The 13,107-nt window shown below is 64.5% G+C and carries 13 protein-coding genes; 8 read left to right on the top strand and 5 right to left on the bottom strand.

Features of this window, described 5'->3' with window-relative positions; genetic code table 11:
• Positions 1–76 precede the first annotated feature (76 nt).
• Complete coding sequence (locus ACLBKS_RS04865; RefSeq protein ID WP_410191672.1) at positions 77–643, bottom strand: NUDIX hydrolase; 567 nt, start codon at positions 641–643, stop codon at positions 77–79.
• A gap of 93 nt (positions 644–736) precedes the next feature.
• Here ACLBKS_RS04865 and ACLBKS_RS04860 point away from each other — a divergent pair, with 93 nt between their 5' ends.
• The 7 genes from ACLBKS_RS04860 (at position 737) to ACLBKS_RS04830 (ending at position 8,837) form a co-directional block, all read left to right on the top strand.
• Positions 737–2,677, top strand: coding sequence for a propionate--CoA ligase (locus tag ACLBKS_RS04860; protein ID WP_410191671.1), 1,941 nt, complete (start codon positions 737–739; stop codon positions 2,675–2,677).
• Positions 2,678–2,820: 143 nt separating this feature from the next.
• Positions 2,821–3,282 (top strand): (2Fe-2S)-binding protein, encoded by a 462-nt coding sequence (locus tag ACLBKS_RS04855; RefSeq protein WP_410191670.1) that lies wholly within the window; start codon positions 2,821–2,823, stop codon positions 3,280–3,282.
• On the top strand, positions 3,279–5,528 hold the full coding sequence (locus ACLBKS_RS04850; RefSeq protein ID WP_410191669.1) for a molybdopterin cofactor-binding domain-containing protein: 2,250 nt from the start codon (positions 3,279–3,281) through the stop codon (positions 5,526–5,528). The genes ACLBKS_RS04855 and ACLBKS_RS04850 overlap by 4 nt, the downstream gene beginning before the upstream one ends.
• Positions 5,529–5,585: 57 nt before the next feature.
• On the top strand, positions 5,586–6,572 hold the full coding sequence (locus ACLBKS_RS04845; RefSeq protein WP_410191668.1) for a helix-turn-helix transcriptional regulator: 987 nt from the start codon (positions 5,586–5,588) through the stop codon (positions 6,570–6,572).
• Positions 6,573–6,858: 286 nt separating this feature from the next.
• Positions 6,859–7,719: a TIR domain-containing protein gene (locus ACLBKS_RS04840; protein ID WP_410191667.1), complete on the top strand. Its 861-nt coding sequence runs from the start codon at positions 6,859–6,861 to the stop codon at positions 7,717–7,719.
• A 300-nt stretch (positions 7,720–8,019) separates the two neighbouring features.
• Positions 8,020–8,433, top strand: a complete 414-nt coding sequence (locus ACLBKS_RS04835; protein WP_410191666.1) for a hypothetical protein — start codon at positions 8,020–8,022, stop codon at positions 8,431–8,433.
• A gap of 44 nt (positions 8,434–8,477) precedes the next feature.
• A complete protein-coding gene (locus ACLBKS_RS04830) occupies positions 8,478–8,837 on the top strand; it encodes an ASCH domain-containing protein (protein WP_410191665.1) in 360 nt (119 codons plus the stop codon).
• 204 nt (positions 8,838–9,041) lie between these two features.
• Here ACLBKS_RS04830 and ACLBKS_RS04825 read toward each other — a convergent pair whose 3' ends face one another.
• A complete protein-coding gene (locus ACLBKS_RS04825) occupies positions 9,042–9,449 on the bottom strand; it encodes a hypothetical protein (protein ID WP_410191664.1) in 408 nt (135 codons plus the stop codon).
• Between the two features lie 299 nt (positions 9,450–9,748).
• On the opposite strand from ACLBKS_RS04825, the gene ACLBKS_RS04820 reads away from it, so the two are divergent.
• Complete coding sequence (locus ACLBKS_RS04820) at positions 9,749–10,141, top strand: YciI family protein (protein WP_410191663.1); 393 nt, start codon at positions 9,749–9,751, stop codon at positions 10,139–10,141.
• Between the two features lie 21 nt (positions 10,142–10,162).
• Here the strand turns inward: ACLBKS_RS04820 and ACLBKS_RS04815 are convergent, their stop codons facing one another.
• From ACLBKS_RS04815 to ACLBKS_RS04805, 3 genes are read right to left on the bottom strand one after another with little or no spacing between them, the layout of a single operon-like run.
• Positions 10,163–10,999, bottom strand: a complete 837-nt coding sequence (locus ACLBKS_RS04815; RefSeq protein WP_410191662.1) for a GntR family transcriptional regulator — start codon at positions 10,997–10,999, stop codon at positions 10,163–10,165.
• Positions 10,983–12,185 carry an amidase gene (locus tag ACLBKS_RS04810; RefSeq protein ID WP_410191661.1) on the bottom strand — a complete coding sequence of 401 codons (1,203 nt, stop codon included), beginning with the start codon at positions 12,183–12,185 and terminating at the stop codon, positions 10,983–10,985. Before ACLBKS_RS04810 ends, ACLBKS_RS04815 begins: the two co-directional genes overlap by 17 nt.
• Positions 12,182–13,105 (bottom strand): polysaccharide deacetylase family protein, encoded by a 924-nt coding sequence (locus ACLBKS_RS04805; RefSeq protein ID WP_410191660.1) that lies wholly within the window; start codon positions 13,103–13,105, stop codon positions 12,182–12,184. Before ACLBKS_RS04805 ends, ACLBKS_RS04810 begins: the two co-directional genes overlap by 4 nt.
• Positions 13,106–13,107 lie beyond the last annotated feature (2 nt).

Genomic DNA, 13,107 nt, shown 5'->3' with positions numbered 1-13,107 from the left:
CGATTTCCCGGTTTGTAAAGTCGGGGGAAACATAGGCCAGACGGGAGTCATGGACTCGCCGTCCTCCACTCAGAGCTCAGCCCAGGCTGAAATCGCGCACCGGATAGGGTGTGGCGCTGGGGCTGCTGGCTTGTGCCTGGCTGTCCGCGAAATAAAGCTTCAGCGTTTCGCTGACGGTGCGGAAGGCGATCTCGTCCCAGGGAATCTCGTGCTCGGCGAACAGGCGCGCTTCCACGGTTTCCGGTCCGGGTGCAAGGTGCGTGCTCAAAAGACGCGCTCGGTAGAACAGATGCACCTGCCCAACACGGGGCACGCTGATGATGGTGTACAGCCCCTGCATCTCGATCTGCGCCCCAGCTTCCTCGTCCGTTTCGCGCGCCGCGCCTTCAGCCGCTGTTTCCCCCAGTTCCAGAAAACCCGCAGGCAAGGTCCACTTGTTGCGGCGAGGTTCGATGTTGCGCTTGCACAGCAGCACCTTGCCGTCCATCACGGGAATCGTCCCGACGACGTTGAGGGGGTTTTCGTAGTGGATGGTGCCGCAGGCGGGGCAGACCGCGCGTTCGCGCGTGTCGCCGTCGTCGGGAATGCGGTAGACCACGAGGGTGCCGCAGTGGCGGCAATGCTTGATGGGGCTGCGCAGCATGGGTTAGGGCGATGGAGTGTCAGTCTGCTGCAAGTCCTGGACCAATAATTATCAGCCGAATTGCCAACCATAAATATTCGAGGAGATACCACCATGTCCAGCACGCGCAGTCATGCCCCATCCAGCTACGCGGCCTTCCACCAGCGCTCCATCACTCAGCGCGATGCCTTCTGGGCCGAGCAGGCCAGCCTGATTGACTGGCAAACCCCGCCCCAGCAGATCTGCGACTACAGCAACCCGCCATTCGCCAAGTGGTTTGTCGGCGGAACGACCAACCTCTGCCACAACGCGGTGGACCGCCACCTGAAGGACCGTGCCCAGCAGCCCGCCTTGATCGCCGTCAGCACCGAAACCGGTCGGGAACAGGTCTACACCTTCGCCGACCTGCACCTCGAAGTGCAGCGCATGGCCGCCGCCCTGTTGAGCCTGGGCGTGGCCCAGGGCGACCGGGTGCTGATCTACATGCCCATGATCCCCGAGGCGGTCTTCGCCATGCTGGCGTGCGCGCGCATCGGCGCGATCCACTCGGTGGTCTTCGGCGGCTTCGCTTCTGGCTCGCTGGCCACGCGCATTGATGACGCCGAACCCAAGGTCATCGTCAGCGCGGACGCCGGCTCGCGTGGCGGCAAAGTCACGGCCTACAAGCCGCTGCTGGACGAGGCCCTGCGCCTGTCCCGCCACCAGCCCGCCTCGGTGCTGCTGGTGGACCGGCAACTGGCGCCCATGCCCCTGGTGCCGGGGCGTGACCAGCTCTGGAGCGCGCTGCGTGAAGCGCACCTGTACACCCCCGTGCCCGTGGTCTGGCTCGACGCCACCCACACCAGCTACACGCTCTACACCAGCGGCACCACGGGCAAACCCAAGGGTGTGCAACGCGACACGGGCGGTTACGCCATGGCCCTGGCGGCGAGCATGAAATACATCTACGAAGGCCAGGCGGGCGAGACCTATTTTTCGACCAGCGACATTGGCTGGGTCGTGGGCCACAGCTACATCGTCTATGGACCGCTGATCGCGGGCATGGCCACCATCCTCTACGAAGGCCTGCCCATCCGCGGCATGGATGGGCAGCCGGACCCGGGCATCTGGTGGCGCCTGGTCGAGAAATACAAGGTCACGCGCATGTTCTCCGCGCCCACGGCCGTGCGTGTGCTCAAGAAGCAGGACCCGGCCTACCTCAAGCGCCACAACCTCTCCAGCCTCAAAGCGCTCTACCTCGCGGGCGAGCCGCTGGACGAGCCCACCGCGCAGTGGATCAGCGACGCCTTGAATGTGCCCATCATCGACAACTACTGGCAGACCGAAACCGGCTGGCCCATCTTGAGCATCGCCAACGGCGTCGAAAAGGCATCGAGCAAGTTCGGCAGCCCGGGCCTGCCCATGTACGGCTACGACGTCAAACTCATCAGCGAAAGCACGGGCGAGGAACTGACCGGGCCGGACCAGAAAGGCGTGGTCGCCATCGAAGGCCCGCTGCCGCCCGGTTGCATGCAAACCGTCTGGCGCGACGATGCGCGTTTCGTCAACACCTACTGGAAGAGCATTCCGGATCGGCTGATCTACAGCACCTTCGACTGGGGCGTGCGCGACCAGGACGGCTACTTCTTTATCCTGGGTCGCACCGACGATGTGATCAATGTCGCCGGGCACCGCCTGGGTACGCGCGAGATCGAGGAATGCATCGCCAGCCACGCCAACGTGGCCGAGGTGGCCGTGGTCGGCGTGGCCGACGCGCTCAAGGGCCAAGTGGCCCTGGCCTTCGTGGTCGCCCGCGACGCCAGCGCACTCGACGAAGCCCAAGCCCGCCTGCGCTTCGAGGGCGAGCTGATGCAGGTGGTGGACCGGCAGCTCGGCGCGGTGGCTCGCCCATCGCGCGTGCTGATCGTGCAACTGCTGCCCAAGACCCGCAGCGGCAAGCTGCTGCGTCGCGCCCTCCAGGCCGTGGCCGAAGGGCGCGACCCGGGCGACCTGACCACGTTGGACGACCCAGGGGCGCTGCAGCAGGTGCGGGAGTTGTTGGCGGTGAAGGCCTGAGGGGAGGGCGCCTGCGACTGCGTTGACGCCAGCGTCAAGCGCGCGCAGGTTCAGCCGCGACGGGTCACGCGCCCCATCTGGCGCATTCGTTCTATACACCGGCCTCGTGCAAGTGGATGCTCAGGCAACTTCAAGGAGTTGCCATGGATTTGCACATCAACGGCCAGCGTCACAGTGTGGCCCCGGAGTGGCGGGACGAATCGTTGCTGCAGGTGCTGCGCGAGCACCTGGGCCTGGTCGGCACCAAGCTTGGCTGCGGTCAGGGCCAGTGCGGCGCCTGCACGGTGCTGCTCGATGGCGCGGCGGTGCGCAGCTGTCTGCTGCCGGTGGCCAACGTGGGAGCCTTGCCCGTCACCACGGTGGAAGGCCTGGCGTCGGCGGCCGGCAAGCTGCACCCATTGCAACAGCTCTGGCTGGACCATCAGGTGCCGCAGTGCGGTTATTGCCAGGCCGGGCAGCTGATGTGCGCGGCGGGCTTGCTGCGCCGCGCGCCCCGGCCCACGCCCGGGGACATCGACGCGGCCATGGGCGGCAACCTCTGCCGTTGCGGCACGCAGCACCGCATCCGGCATGCGCTCAACACGCTGGCGAAGGAGGGCGCATGAACCGGCCCGACGCTTCCTCTTTTTCTTCCACTTCTACGGCTAGCACTGTGCTCTCGCGCCGCCGTTTTCTGAGCTTGGCTGGTGGCGGCCTCACCGTCGTTCTTTTGCCCGGCTGCGCCTTGCCCGTGATCCCTAAACGCCCCACGCCCGATCTGGATGCCGCCCTGGGCTGGATCAGCCACACCGAGGGGCGCTACACCCTGTGGCTGCCCCGCGTCGAGATGGGGCAGAACATCCTGACCGGCCTCAAGCAGATCGCCTGCGCCGAGCTGGGCGTGCCCTGGACGCAGGTGGACGCGCGCCTGCCTTCCACGCGCGACATCACGCGGGTCAAAGCCACCGTGGGCAGCGATTCCATGCGTGAATACGCCGTGCCGCTGGCCCAGGCTTGCGCGCTGTTGCGCGAGGCCGTGGCGCGCGGCGGTTTCACGCAGGCGCAGAACTCACCTGTTTCCGTGTCTGAATCCACGCCCGTACCCGCGCCACAATCACTGCGCCTATTCCAGCCTGGCGGCCTGCCGGCCGCGCTGCGGCGTGTGCCGCTCGAACAAGGGCCGGCCATCGTGACCGGGCAAGCGCTGTACGCGGCCGATGTGCGGCGGCCGGGTTTGGTGTACGGGCGCGCGCTGTATGCGCCGCTGTCCTCGGAACTCTCAGCCGCGCCTGGCCGCATGAACGAAGCCGCCGCCCGCGCGCAACCGGGTTTTGTCGCCCTGGTGCGTGACGAAGCCTTCACCCGCGGGCGGGCGACCGGTCTGGGCATCGTGGCGCGCACGCCCGGCGCGCTGGACCGCATCGAACAGGCGCTGGCCGTCGAATGGCGGACGGAGGCGGGGAAGGCGGGCGATGCGCAAACCCAAACCAACAACCCAACCCAAACCACAACGTGGCAGGAACAGCTGGACATAGACCGAGCCCTCGCACGCCGACCCACCTTGCCCCACGCCGTGCATGACGACCGCGTGCCACAGGCAGGCGAGGGTGAAGCAAAAGGAGAGGGCGCAAACAGCTGGGACCTGGACCTGCGCTTCGACATCCCGCCCGCCGCGCACGCCGCCATCGAGCCCCGCGCCGCCGTGGCCGAGTTCGAAGCGCAAGGGCGCTTGCAGCTCTGGGTGGGCACCCAGGATGTGTTCTACGTGCGCGACGTGGTGGCCAAGCAACTGGGCCTGGACGAGGACGCCATCACCCTGCACGCGCAGCGCGTGGGCGGCGCCTTCGGCGGCAAGACCATTTGCACCGTGGAGCTGGAAGCCGCGGCGCTGGCGCGCGCCGTGCGGCTGCCCGTGAAAGTGCAATGGACCCGTGCGCAGGAGTTCCGCCAGGCCTTCCACCGCCCCCCGTCCAGCCACCGCGTGCGCGTGCGCCTGCGCGAGGGGCGGCTTCACCACTGGTGGCACGCCTTCACCAGCGGGCACATCCTGCTCACCAACGCGGCCGCGCCGCCCTGGCTGCAAAGCGTGAGCACCTTCATCGGCGACCGTGGCGTGGCGCGGGGCGCCGCCTTGCCCTACCGCGCCCACGCGCGCGAGACCCGCTATGACCTGGTGCGCCTGCCCGTGCTCAGCGGCCCTTGGCGCGGCCTGGGCGCGGGGCCCAACCACTTTGTCACCGAATCGGTGGTGGACGAATGCGCCCACCGGGCCGGGCAGGACCCGCTGGCCTACCGCCTCGCGCAGATCGAGGACGCGCGCCTGGCCCGCGTGCTGCGGCACGCGGCCCAAGCGGCGCGCTGGGGCGAGCCACTTGGTGAGGCGCGTGGGGAACCACGTCGTCCGGCCGCGTCCGCCTCGGCCAGCCTGCGCCAGGGCCGAGGTCTGGCCTGCGGTATCTACAAGGAGATGAGCTACGCCGCCGTGGTGGCCGACGTGGAGGTGGACCCCACCGGCGCCGTGCGCGTGACCAAGCTCTGGTGCGCCCACGATTGCGGGCGCGTCATCAACGCCGAACAGGTGCGCGCCCAGTGCGAAGGCAATCTGGTCTGGGGTCTGGGCATGGTGCTGCGCGAGGGCCTGCGTTTCGAGCAGGGCGCCGTGGTGGAGGGCAGCTTTGCCGAGTCCCCCATCCCGCGCTGGGACGACGTGCCCGAACTGGAGGTGCTATTGATCGACGAAGGCGAACCGCCCACCGGCGCCGGTGAAACGGCCATGGTGGCGGCGGGCGCGGCCATCGCCAACGCCATCCGCGCGGCGACGGGCGTGCGCTTGTTGACATTGCCCTGCGCACCCGAGATGTTGAGGGCCTGAGCCGCAACAAGCCTGAAAGGCAGAATGCCGCATCGTCCACCCGGCCCTGCAGCAAACGTGCCCGCACCACGCCCCCGTTTCGAAGGTGACTTCGCCAGCGCCGCCATGCTGCGCGTGCTGCGCCAGGGCCTGCTCGATCTGGGCTTGCCGCCCCCGCCTCCGGGCCCGCCTGTGCAGGGCGCGGTCGTCAGCCTGGACGGCAAGCGCGCCGTGCTCGCGCACGCGTTGCAGGTGGGCGGCCTGGCCTGTCTGCCCTTGCTAGGGCAGGGCCTGCACCGCTTCACCCACGAACCCACGCACAGCGCCCTGGCCGCCGCGCGCGACGCGCAAGACCTGCTGCAGCGTTGGGGCCGCCTCGAACGCTACATCCACTCGCGCCACCGCGTGCGCCTGCTGTCGCTGAGCGCCACGGGCGTGGACCTGGCGCATGTGGCGCTGCAACCCCACCCGGCACCGCTGCCGGCCGAAGACCTGGTGGTGCTGGGCGTGCTGCTGGCCTTGCTGCAGGCCTGCGGCTACCAAGACTTGTCTTGCACCGTAGGGGTTGCCGCAGCCTATCCGCAGCCCGACGCCCAGGCGCTGGAACAGGCCTGCGCGCGTGGGCACAGTGCCCAGTGGCACATCCGCTGGACCCGCCTGCTCCCACAGGCAGAAAAAGCAGCACCAGCAGCAAGAGCAACGAGCCCACACACCGCGCAGGACCTGGTGCGCGACGAACCCTGGCCAGGCTGGATCAAACAAGCGTATGGCTTGGTGGCCACCCGCCTGCCCGCGCCGCTCGATCTGGACGCCCTGGCCCATGCCCTGGGCCAGTCACGGCGCAGCCTGCAGCGCGGCCTGAAAGAAGCGGGCCTGGGTTTTCGGCCGCTGCAGGCCGAAGCCCGCTACCGCACGGCGGGCTGGCACTTGATGCAGGGCGACGCCGCGCTGGCCGAGATTGGTTTTCTCTGCGGCTACGCCGACCAATCGCACTTCACGCGGGAGTTCAGGTTACGCAGCGGATTGACGCCGGCGGATTTTCGGCGGGAGTTTGGGGTGGGGTGAATGGGGATTCGTGCTTCGGCTAGTGATACTTAGACTTCCGTTCACGGCCAGAAGCGGTCATAGGCCTAGTGGCCCAGAAGCAGGCGCCAAATTGCCTAATTTGGGGATAGGCTTTGGCTGAACTGGTATGCACAATGGGCTTCAACAGTCTGCAGTATTTCATCGATTGCGAAGCCGTGTTGCAAGCCAACTTCAGAGGGATCTGATGTCCAGAATATCGAGCACACGCAAGTTTATAGAGCAGGTTTTGCTCTATACATTACGTTAGGCCTCTCAATCAACGATCATGGCGACTCGAAAACCTACCCCTAAGCCAGTTGTCGGCGCCCCAGAAATTGCGCCTGCGGACGCGATCAGGCTCCTAAATCAACAGATTCAGCGCGCGGAAGAGCTTCTTTCCAATCGCCCGGTCAAATCTGATGCACTGAGCGGTTGGGAATTGCTCACCAAGAATTTCCTTACGAAGGCTTTCGGGAACTTCTCCCCCAACGTAAGCGCGGTCATCGATATTGGCAAGTACGGCAGCTTTCCCATGAATGCCGGGCCGGATTGGTGGGAGAACCACAACGCCAAGTCGCTTCAATCGAAGATCAGTCGCCTACGAGGGCTGGTAGAGCTTCTTGAAACCGAATTGGCGCTGACCGGAGTGAGCCCGCAACTAGAGGCACCGCAGCGGCATCTGGAGGCACTCCAGACTCCGAGCCGCCGAGTCTTCCTAGTGCACGGCCACAATGATGGCCTCTTGCACGAAGTTGCGCGATATCTGGAAAAGCTCCAGCTTCAACCAATTGTCCTTCGCGAGCAACCAAGCTCCGGACGAACAATCATCGAAAAGTTCGTTGACTTTGCCGACGTCGGTTATGCCGTTGTGCTGCTTACGCCCGACGACCGAGGCGGAACAATGAAGGCATCATTTGAAGAACAACTTCCTCGCGCCAGACAAAACGTGATCCTTGAGCTCGGATACTTCCTCGGCAAACTCTCACGCAATCGGGTAACTGCTCTGCACATGGGTGGCGTTGAGATCCCCTCCGACTACTCTGGCGTTGCTTTCGTCGCGGTTGACGATAGGGGGGCATGGCGCCTTGAGCTTGCGCGCGAACTAAAGGCTTCCGGCATCGATATCGATATGAACCTTGCACTGTGACAGAGATGCCTAACCCTTCGCCCGAGCGAATCTCCACCGGCTTGGCCCACGAGGCTCCTGTAGTTCATCATCCGCCTCGCGGGCCAAGCCGGTAGCTGCTCGCTCAACTCAAAGGTTAAACGACTGCTTTCATAGATTCTTGATCGTCTGCTATGGGTCAGGGCGGAACTCGGTATCGGGCAGACCAGACCGATAGAGGACATCTCGGACTTCCGTCAAAAGCCGTTGCTAGACGCATTGATATCTCACTGCGAATAGGTCTCCAGAGTCTGCCTGAATTGCTCATTAGCTACGTCCATCATGACTTGGCACATTTACATCCTCGTCGCTCTTATCAGTGTTCTCGGTGCTTTTTCGGTTCAGCGATATGTCGCATTCCGCAATGCAGCCGCGAAGTTCCGCTCTTCGGTCCTGACCGCGCTTCTTGGCATCTATCCGCCAACAGAGAGGTGGAAGGAGGACGTCTCTACCTCACTCGTAGCTACCCTTCCGGCAGTCAAGTCCGCTTGTGTCGAATTCCACCCCAACGTCAGCCGCTTCAAGCGTAAAGCGTTCGCCAAGGCCTGTGCCGAGTATGAAGAACATTGCCGCCAGAAAGATCCATTTACGTTTCTATTGGCTCACGCGCTTGATCCAGCTACGTTCCCAGAAAACCCACAAACCATTTTTTGTCGTCATGTAGAACTTCTCTTGTCGTTCGCACATGACGCATAACCTTGGGTGCAGGTCACAGGTTCTTCAATATCACGTTGAAATCAATGACAAAGCATCTGGCGTTATCGATTGTTGCTCCTCACGGCGAAAACATCGCTCGTGGAATCAAGACACTGGAGGTCAGATCATGGCAACCTGCCAGTCTTCCTCTCAAGAACATTCTCATCGTAGAAAATGAGCGTTACTTGAATGCGGAGGGGGATGTCGATCCCAATGGCAGGGCTGTTGCCATTGTGGATGTTTCGCATGTTGAGCCATGGTTGCCCACAGAGGTTGAGGCAGCCTGCTCAAGCGGTTGGCAGCCAGGTTTCTTTGCCTGGCGCCTCGAGAATGTGAGACCAATCTTGGGCAATCACCGGGTTATTGCTGCACGAAAACTGTACGAAGTTGAATTTTCGGATTGAGAATTCTGAAGAAAAGTCCAGTCGTTAAGCCTGCCGGTGAATAGCTTGGATTTTTTGATTCCTTCTGTGCCACGCGATTCGGTGAACCTTTCATTCAAGGTTGAACGGTCGCTTGCCAGTTCTGATGGCCCACCCCAGTGGATCGAGAACCTAAATCGTCTTCGAAATTGTTATTTAGGAGAAATACAAAATAGGGCTCGCTGGTCAGGCGATCTTCTCCGTTGCGATGCTCAGCATTACTGAAAGATTGATCAAGGCATGTGGAATCGCTGCGGCTATGAAAGCCTGTTGGTATGAATGTTTGCGCCACGCAATGAATGCGCACGAAAAAATGAAAAAGCTCCATACCGTACCGAAAAACCAAAGCCATCCTACGAGACCGTGAAGCACACCCCATAAAAAAGCTGCAGCGGTCGCGGTAACCAAAGGACGTGGGGTCATCTTCGCAAACAAACTTAGTGTGAGGCCCAAGAGCCAAGTTTCAGAGAGTGGGGCGATCACGACGGAGCCGAAGATTTCTCTGAGGGATGACGTACGCGGCGGTGCTTTGATCAACTCGGTGTTAATACCGATGGCTGAAAAAATCTCCAACGCGATGGCAGAAAGTGCCACTGAGGGGACGAGCGCGATGGGAAACATGAATAGACAGTAGCGCCATAGCGAAATGCTCGGACTCAGAAGGAAAGACAGAAACATCATTTTGGTGGTGGTTAAGCATCAATGAAATCGACGACCTTCATGGCGGAGTCTCGGCTAACTAGGTCAAGGATATTGTCAAACGACCAGCATCATTTCAGTCGTTGAATTCATTGATTACGTGCCCCCTATCGTAGTCGCCCCGTCGGCTGATTTTGGTGCGTCTGTGCCCAGTAGAGTCGAGCCGATACAGTCACCCAATCAACCCCTTGATCATGAAGAACCACTACTTGGTCATCTCACGCGGCAAGTGGGACGCGACCGCGAAACAAGAAGATGTCCAGCAAGCCATCGACCGGTTCTACGCGTGGTACGAAGGCCATCTGGAGTCCGGGCGCATGCTGGAAGGCAGTCGCTTGCAGGTCGATGGCAAGGTCGTGTCCGGGTCAGGCATCACCGATGGCCCTTTTGCGGAGGCCAAGGAACTGGTGGGGGGCTACTGGTTCATTGTCGCCAGCAGCCTTGATGAAGCCGCCGCGCTGGCCGCTGAGAACCCGTGCCTGGCCTTTGGCCTGTCGTTGGAAGTTCGCCCTTTAGAGCCGGCAAAGGCGCAGGCGAGCGAGACCAGCAACGAAACCCCTGATGCCTGGCGCGCCCAAGCGCATTGAGCACATTCGTGAGCGCCAGCCTCACCCCAAACCCAACAATTTCGCCAGACTCTTCTCATCCCCTGGCGACTCCAGCATCAGGTGTTCTTCCAGATCACGCAGGTGCTGGTCCATGAGTTTCACCGCGCTTTCGGCGTCGCCCTGGGCGATGCAGTCCACGATGCGTTCGTGTTCGTCGTGTTCACAGGCCGCGTTGCCGGGCGGTTGGTGCACGGCGACGATGAGGGAGCAGCGCGAGACGATTTCGGCCAGGTAGCGCTGCAATATCTCGTTGCCCGAGAGTTCCGCCAGGCGCAGGTGGTAGGCGCTCGCCAGGCGTGCCCACGCGGGCTGGTCGAAGCGGTGCATGGCTTCGTGTTCGGCGCGCAGCTGTTCGCGCAGGCCTTTGAGGTCGCGTGCGGTGGCGCGTTCGGCCACCAGGCGCACCACGGCGGCTTCGAGTGTGCGGCGGGCTTCGAAGATCTGGCGGGTTTCCTCGCGCGTGGGCACGGCCACGATGGCGCCCCGGTTGGGGCGCAGCTGCACGATGTGGTCATGCGCGAGCTTCTGCAGCACTTTGCGCACCACCGAGCGGCTGACCTGGAAGAGTTCACACAGCGGCGCCTCGGGCAGTTTGGTCCCGGGCTTGAGGCGCTGGCTCATCACGCTGTCGAAGACGGCCTGGTAGATGCGCGCCTCGATGTCGGCGCTGTCGTCGCCGGGTGCGTCCGTGGTGGTGTCGGGGTCGAGCACCGGGGCGGCGGCGGGGCGGCGGCCCTTGGCAGCGACGGTGACGGGAGGGGTGCCCACCGCGCGCGTGGCGCGGCGGGTGCCTGCTGCCTTGCTGGCAGAGGCGCGAGGCTCAGTGGATTTGGGCATGCAGGCTGCGTGCGATACGGATCAAGGCCAGGTCGCTGCCGGCGGGGCCGAGCAGGGAGAGGCCCAGCATATCACCGGAGGCCGTGCGCACCGGCAGGCTGATCTGCGGCAGACCGCAGAGGCCCGCGATGCAGGTGATGGCCATGGTGCGCAGGCGCACCGCGTCCACGGCGGCCTGGTCGGCATCCCGTAGCGGGGGCAGGCTGGCGGCCGAGGGCAGCAGCATCAGGCCGTCGTTGCCCAGCAGCTCGCGCACCTGGGCGCGAATCTGCGCCTGCGTGGCGCGCGCTGTGGCAGCGGCCTCGGCGCTGACCTGGCTCGCGGCCTGCCAGCGCTTGGCAATGGCGGGGGCGAAGGTGGGTTGCGCTTCGGCGATCCATGCGCCATGCACTTGCCAGCCCTCGAAGGCACCCGCGGTCACATAGGTCTGGCGCCATGCGGGCAGGCCGGTCTCTCCTGCGATGCGCAGGTTCTCGGGCACGCAGGCCAGCGCTTGCGCCAGTGCCTCGCGCGCCTGTCGCAGCGGCGGGGCGAAGATGTCATCGGCCAGTTCCCAGGCGTCCAGGGGCAGCAGCAGGCGGCGCGGTTTGTACGGCGTGTCGGGCAGCAGCACGCGGCCCACGCGCTCGAACACATCGCCACTGGCTGCCAGCCAAGTGGCGGTGTCAAAGCTGGGGTGCAGGGGCACCAGGCCGGTGGTCGGCACCAGGCCGTGGGTGCTGCGCAGGCCCCAGAGGCCGCAGTAGCTGGCGGGCACGCGTGTGGAGCCGCCGGTGTCCGTGCCCAGCGCGAAATGCACCAGGCCGGCCGCGACGGCCGCCGCCGAGCCGCTGGACGAGCCGCCGGTGACGCGCGCGGGGTAGAGGCTGTTGATTGGCGTACCGTAGTGCAGGTTGTCGCCGTGCAGGCTGTAGGCCAGCTCGTCGGTCAACACCTTGCCCATGAGCGTGGCCCCGGCTTGCAGCAACTGAGCGACGACGGCGCTGTGTTGCGTGGGCACGGAATGGGTGGCCAGCCATGTGGGGTTGCCCGCGCCCGTGGGCTGGCCGGCGACGTCGAACAGGTCCTTGGCGGCGAACGTCAGGCCCGCCAGTGGGCCATCAGCCTGGCCCGCGATGCTGAATTTGCCGTGCGGCACCCAGGCGCCAACAGTGTCTTGAATAGGAAAGGGCAGGGGAGCGTTCATGCGGTGGTCTCGGTGCGGGTGTGGGCCAGGCGGTCCATGTGCGTGCAGATGGCGCCGGGCGTGGTGAACCAGACCTCGCCACGCTCTCGCGTGGCGGCCAGGTGCTGCAGGGCGCGGCGCAGGTGGCGCAGGCGGTAGGGTTGGCCCACCAGGTAAGGGTGCAGGGCGATGCCCATCACCAGCGGCTGCTGGCGTGACTGTTCGAGCATCTCGTCGAAGTTGTCGACGATCATCTGGGCGAAGTCTTTGCCGTCCAACTGGCGGCCCACGATCATGGGGATGTCGTTGAGTTCCTGCGGGTAGGGAATGGCCCACAGGCCCTGCCCGTTGCGCGTCTTCATGCGCACGGGCTGGTCGTCGTGGCACCAGTTGAGCGTGTAGCGGTAGCCGGCCTCGGCCAGCAGGTCGGGCGTGAGCTTGCTTTCGGAAATCCAGGGCGAGAGCCAGCCCGCGGGCGCCGTGCCGCTGCGCGCGCGCATGCGGTCGCGGCAGAGCGCCAGCAGCTCGCGCTCGGCCTGCTCGTCCAGCACGCCCTGGCGCTCGGCATTGCTGTGGCCGTGGCCCACCAGCTCGTCGCCGCGCGCGGCGCAGGCCACCACCACTTCGGGGCAGTGGTCGTAGAGCGCGGTGTTGATCAGTGCGGCGGCGGGCAGCTTCAGTTCGTCGAAGAGTTCCAGGCAGCGCCAGACGCCCACGCGGTTGCCGTACTCGCGCCAGCTGTAGTTCAGCACGTCAGGCTGGGGCGAGGCCGGGCCGATCATCGCGCCCAGGCCTTCACCAAAGGCGAAGTGTTCGATGTTCAGCGCCAGGTAGACGGCCAGGCGCGCACCGCCGGGCCAGCGGAAGTCAGCGCGGCGCGTGATGGCCTGGTAGGGAAAGCGCCCGTGGTCGGGAAGGGGGCCGGGGTAGAGGGCAGGCATGG

Origin of the sequence: Hylemonella sp. W303a, assembly GCF_046452315.1 — a bacterium.
GTDB lineage: Bacteria > Pseudomonadota > Gammaproteobacteria > Burkholderiales > Burkholderiaceae_C > Hylemonella.
This window is presented reverse-complemented; position numbering and strand designations above follow the sequence as displayed.

Excerpts from the sequence above, each read along its gene's own strand:
- ACLBKS_RS04865 (WP_410191672.1), bottom strand. The coding sequence starts at position 643 with ATGCTGCGCAGCCCCATCAAGCATTGCCGCCACTGCGGCACCCTCGTG.
- ACLBKS_RS04860 (WP_410191671.1), top strand. The coding sequence starts at position 737 with ATGTCCAGCACGCGCAGTCATGCCCCATCCAGCTACGCGGCCTTCCAC.
- ACLBKS_RS04855 (WP_410191670.1), top strand. The coding sequence starts at position 2,821 with ATGGATTTGCACATCAACGGCCAGCGTCACAGTGTGGCCCCGGAGTGG.
- ACLBKS_RS04850 (WP_410191669.1), top strand. The coding sequence starts at position 3,279 with ATGAACCGGCCCGACGCTTCCTCTTTTTCTTCCACTTCTACGGCTAGC.
- ACLBKS_RS04840 (WP_410191667.1), top strand. The coding sequence starts at position 6,859 with ATGGCGACTCGAAAACCTACCCCTAAGCCAGTTGTCGGCGCCCCAGAA.
- ACLBKS_RS04835 (WP_410191666.1), top strand. The coding sequence starts at position 8,020 with ATGACTTGGCACATTTACATCCTCGTCGCTCTTATCAGTGTTCTCGGT.
- ACLBKS_RS04830 (WP_410191665.1), top strand. The coding sequence starts at position 8,478 with ATGACAAAGCATCTGGCGTTATCGATTGTTGCTCCTCACGGCGAAAAC.
- ACLBKS_RS04820 (WP_410191663.1), top strand. The coding sequence starts at position 9,749 with ATGAAGAACCACTACTTGGTCATCTCACGCGGCAAGTGGGACGCGACC.
- ACLBKS_RS04815 (WP_410191662.1), bottom strand. The coding sequence starts at position 10,999 with ATGCCCAAATCCACTGAGCCTCGCGCCTCTGCCAGCAAGGCAGCAGGC.
- ACLBKS_RS04810 (WP_410191661.1), bottom strand. The coding sequence starts at position 12,185 with ATGAACGCTCCCCTGCCCTTTCCTATTCAAGACACTGTTGGCGCCTGG.
- ACLBKS_RS04805 (WP_410191660.1), bottom strand. The coding sequence starts at position 13,105 with ATGCCTGCCCTCTACCCCGGCCCCCTTCCCGACCACGGGCGCTTTCCC.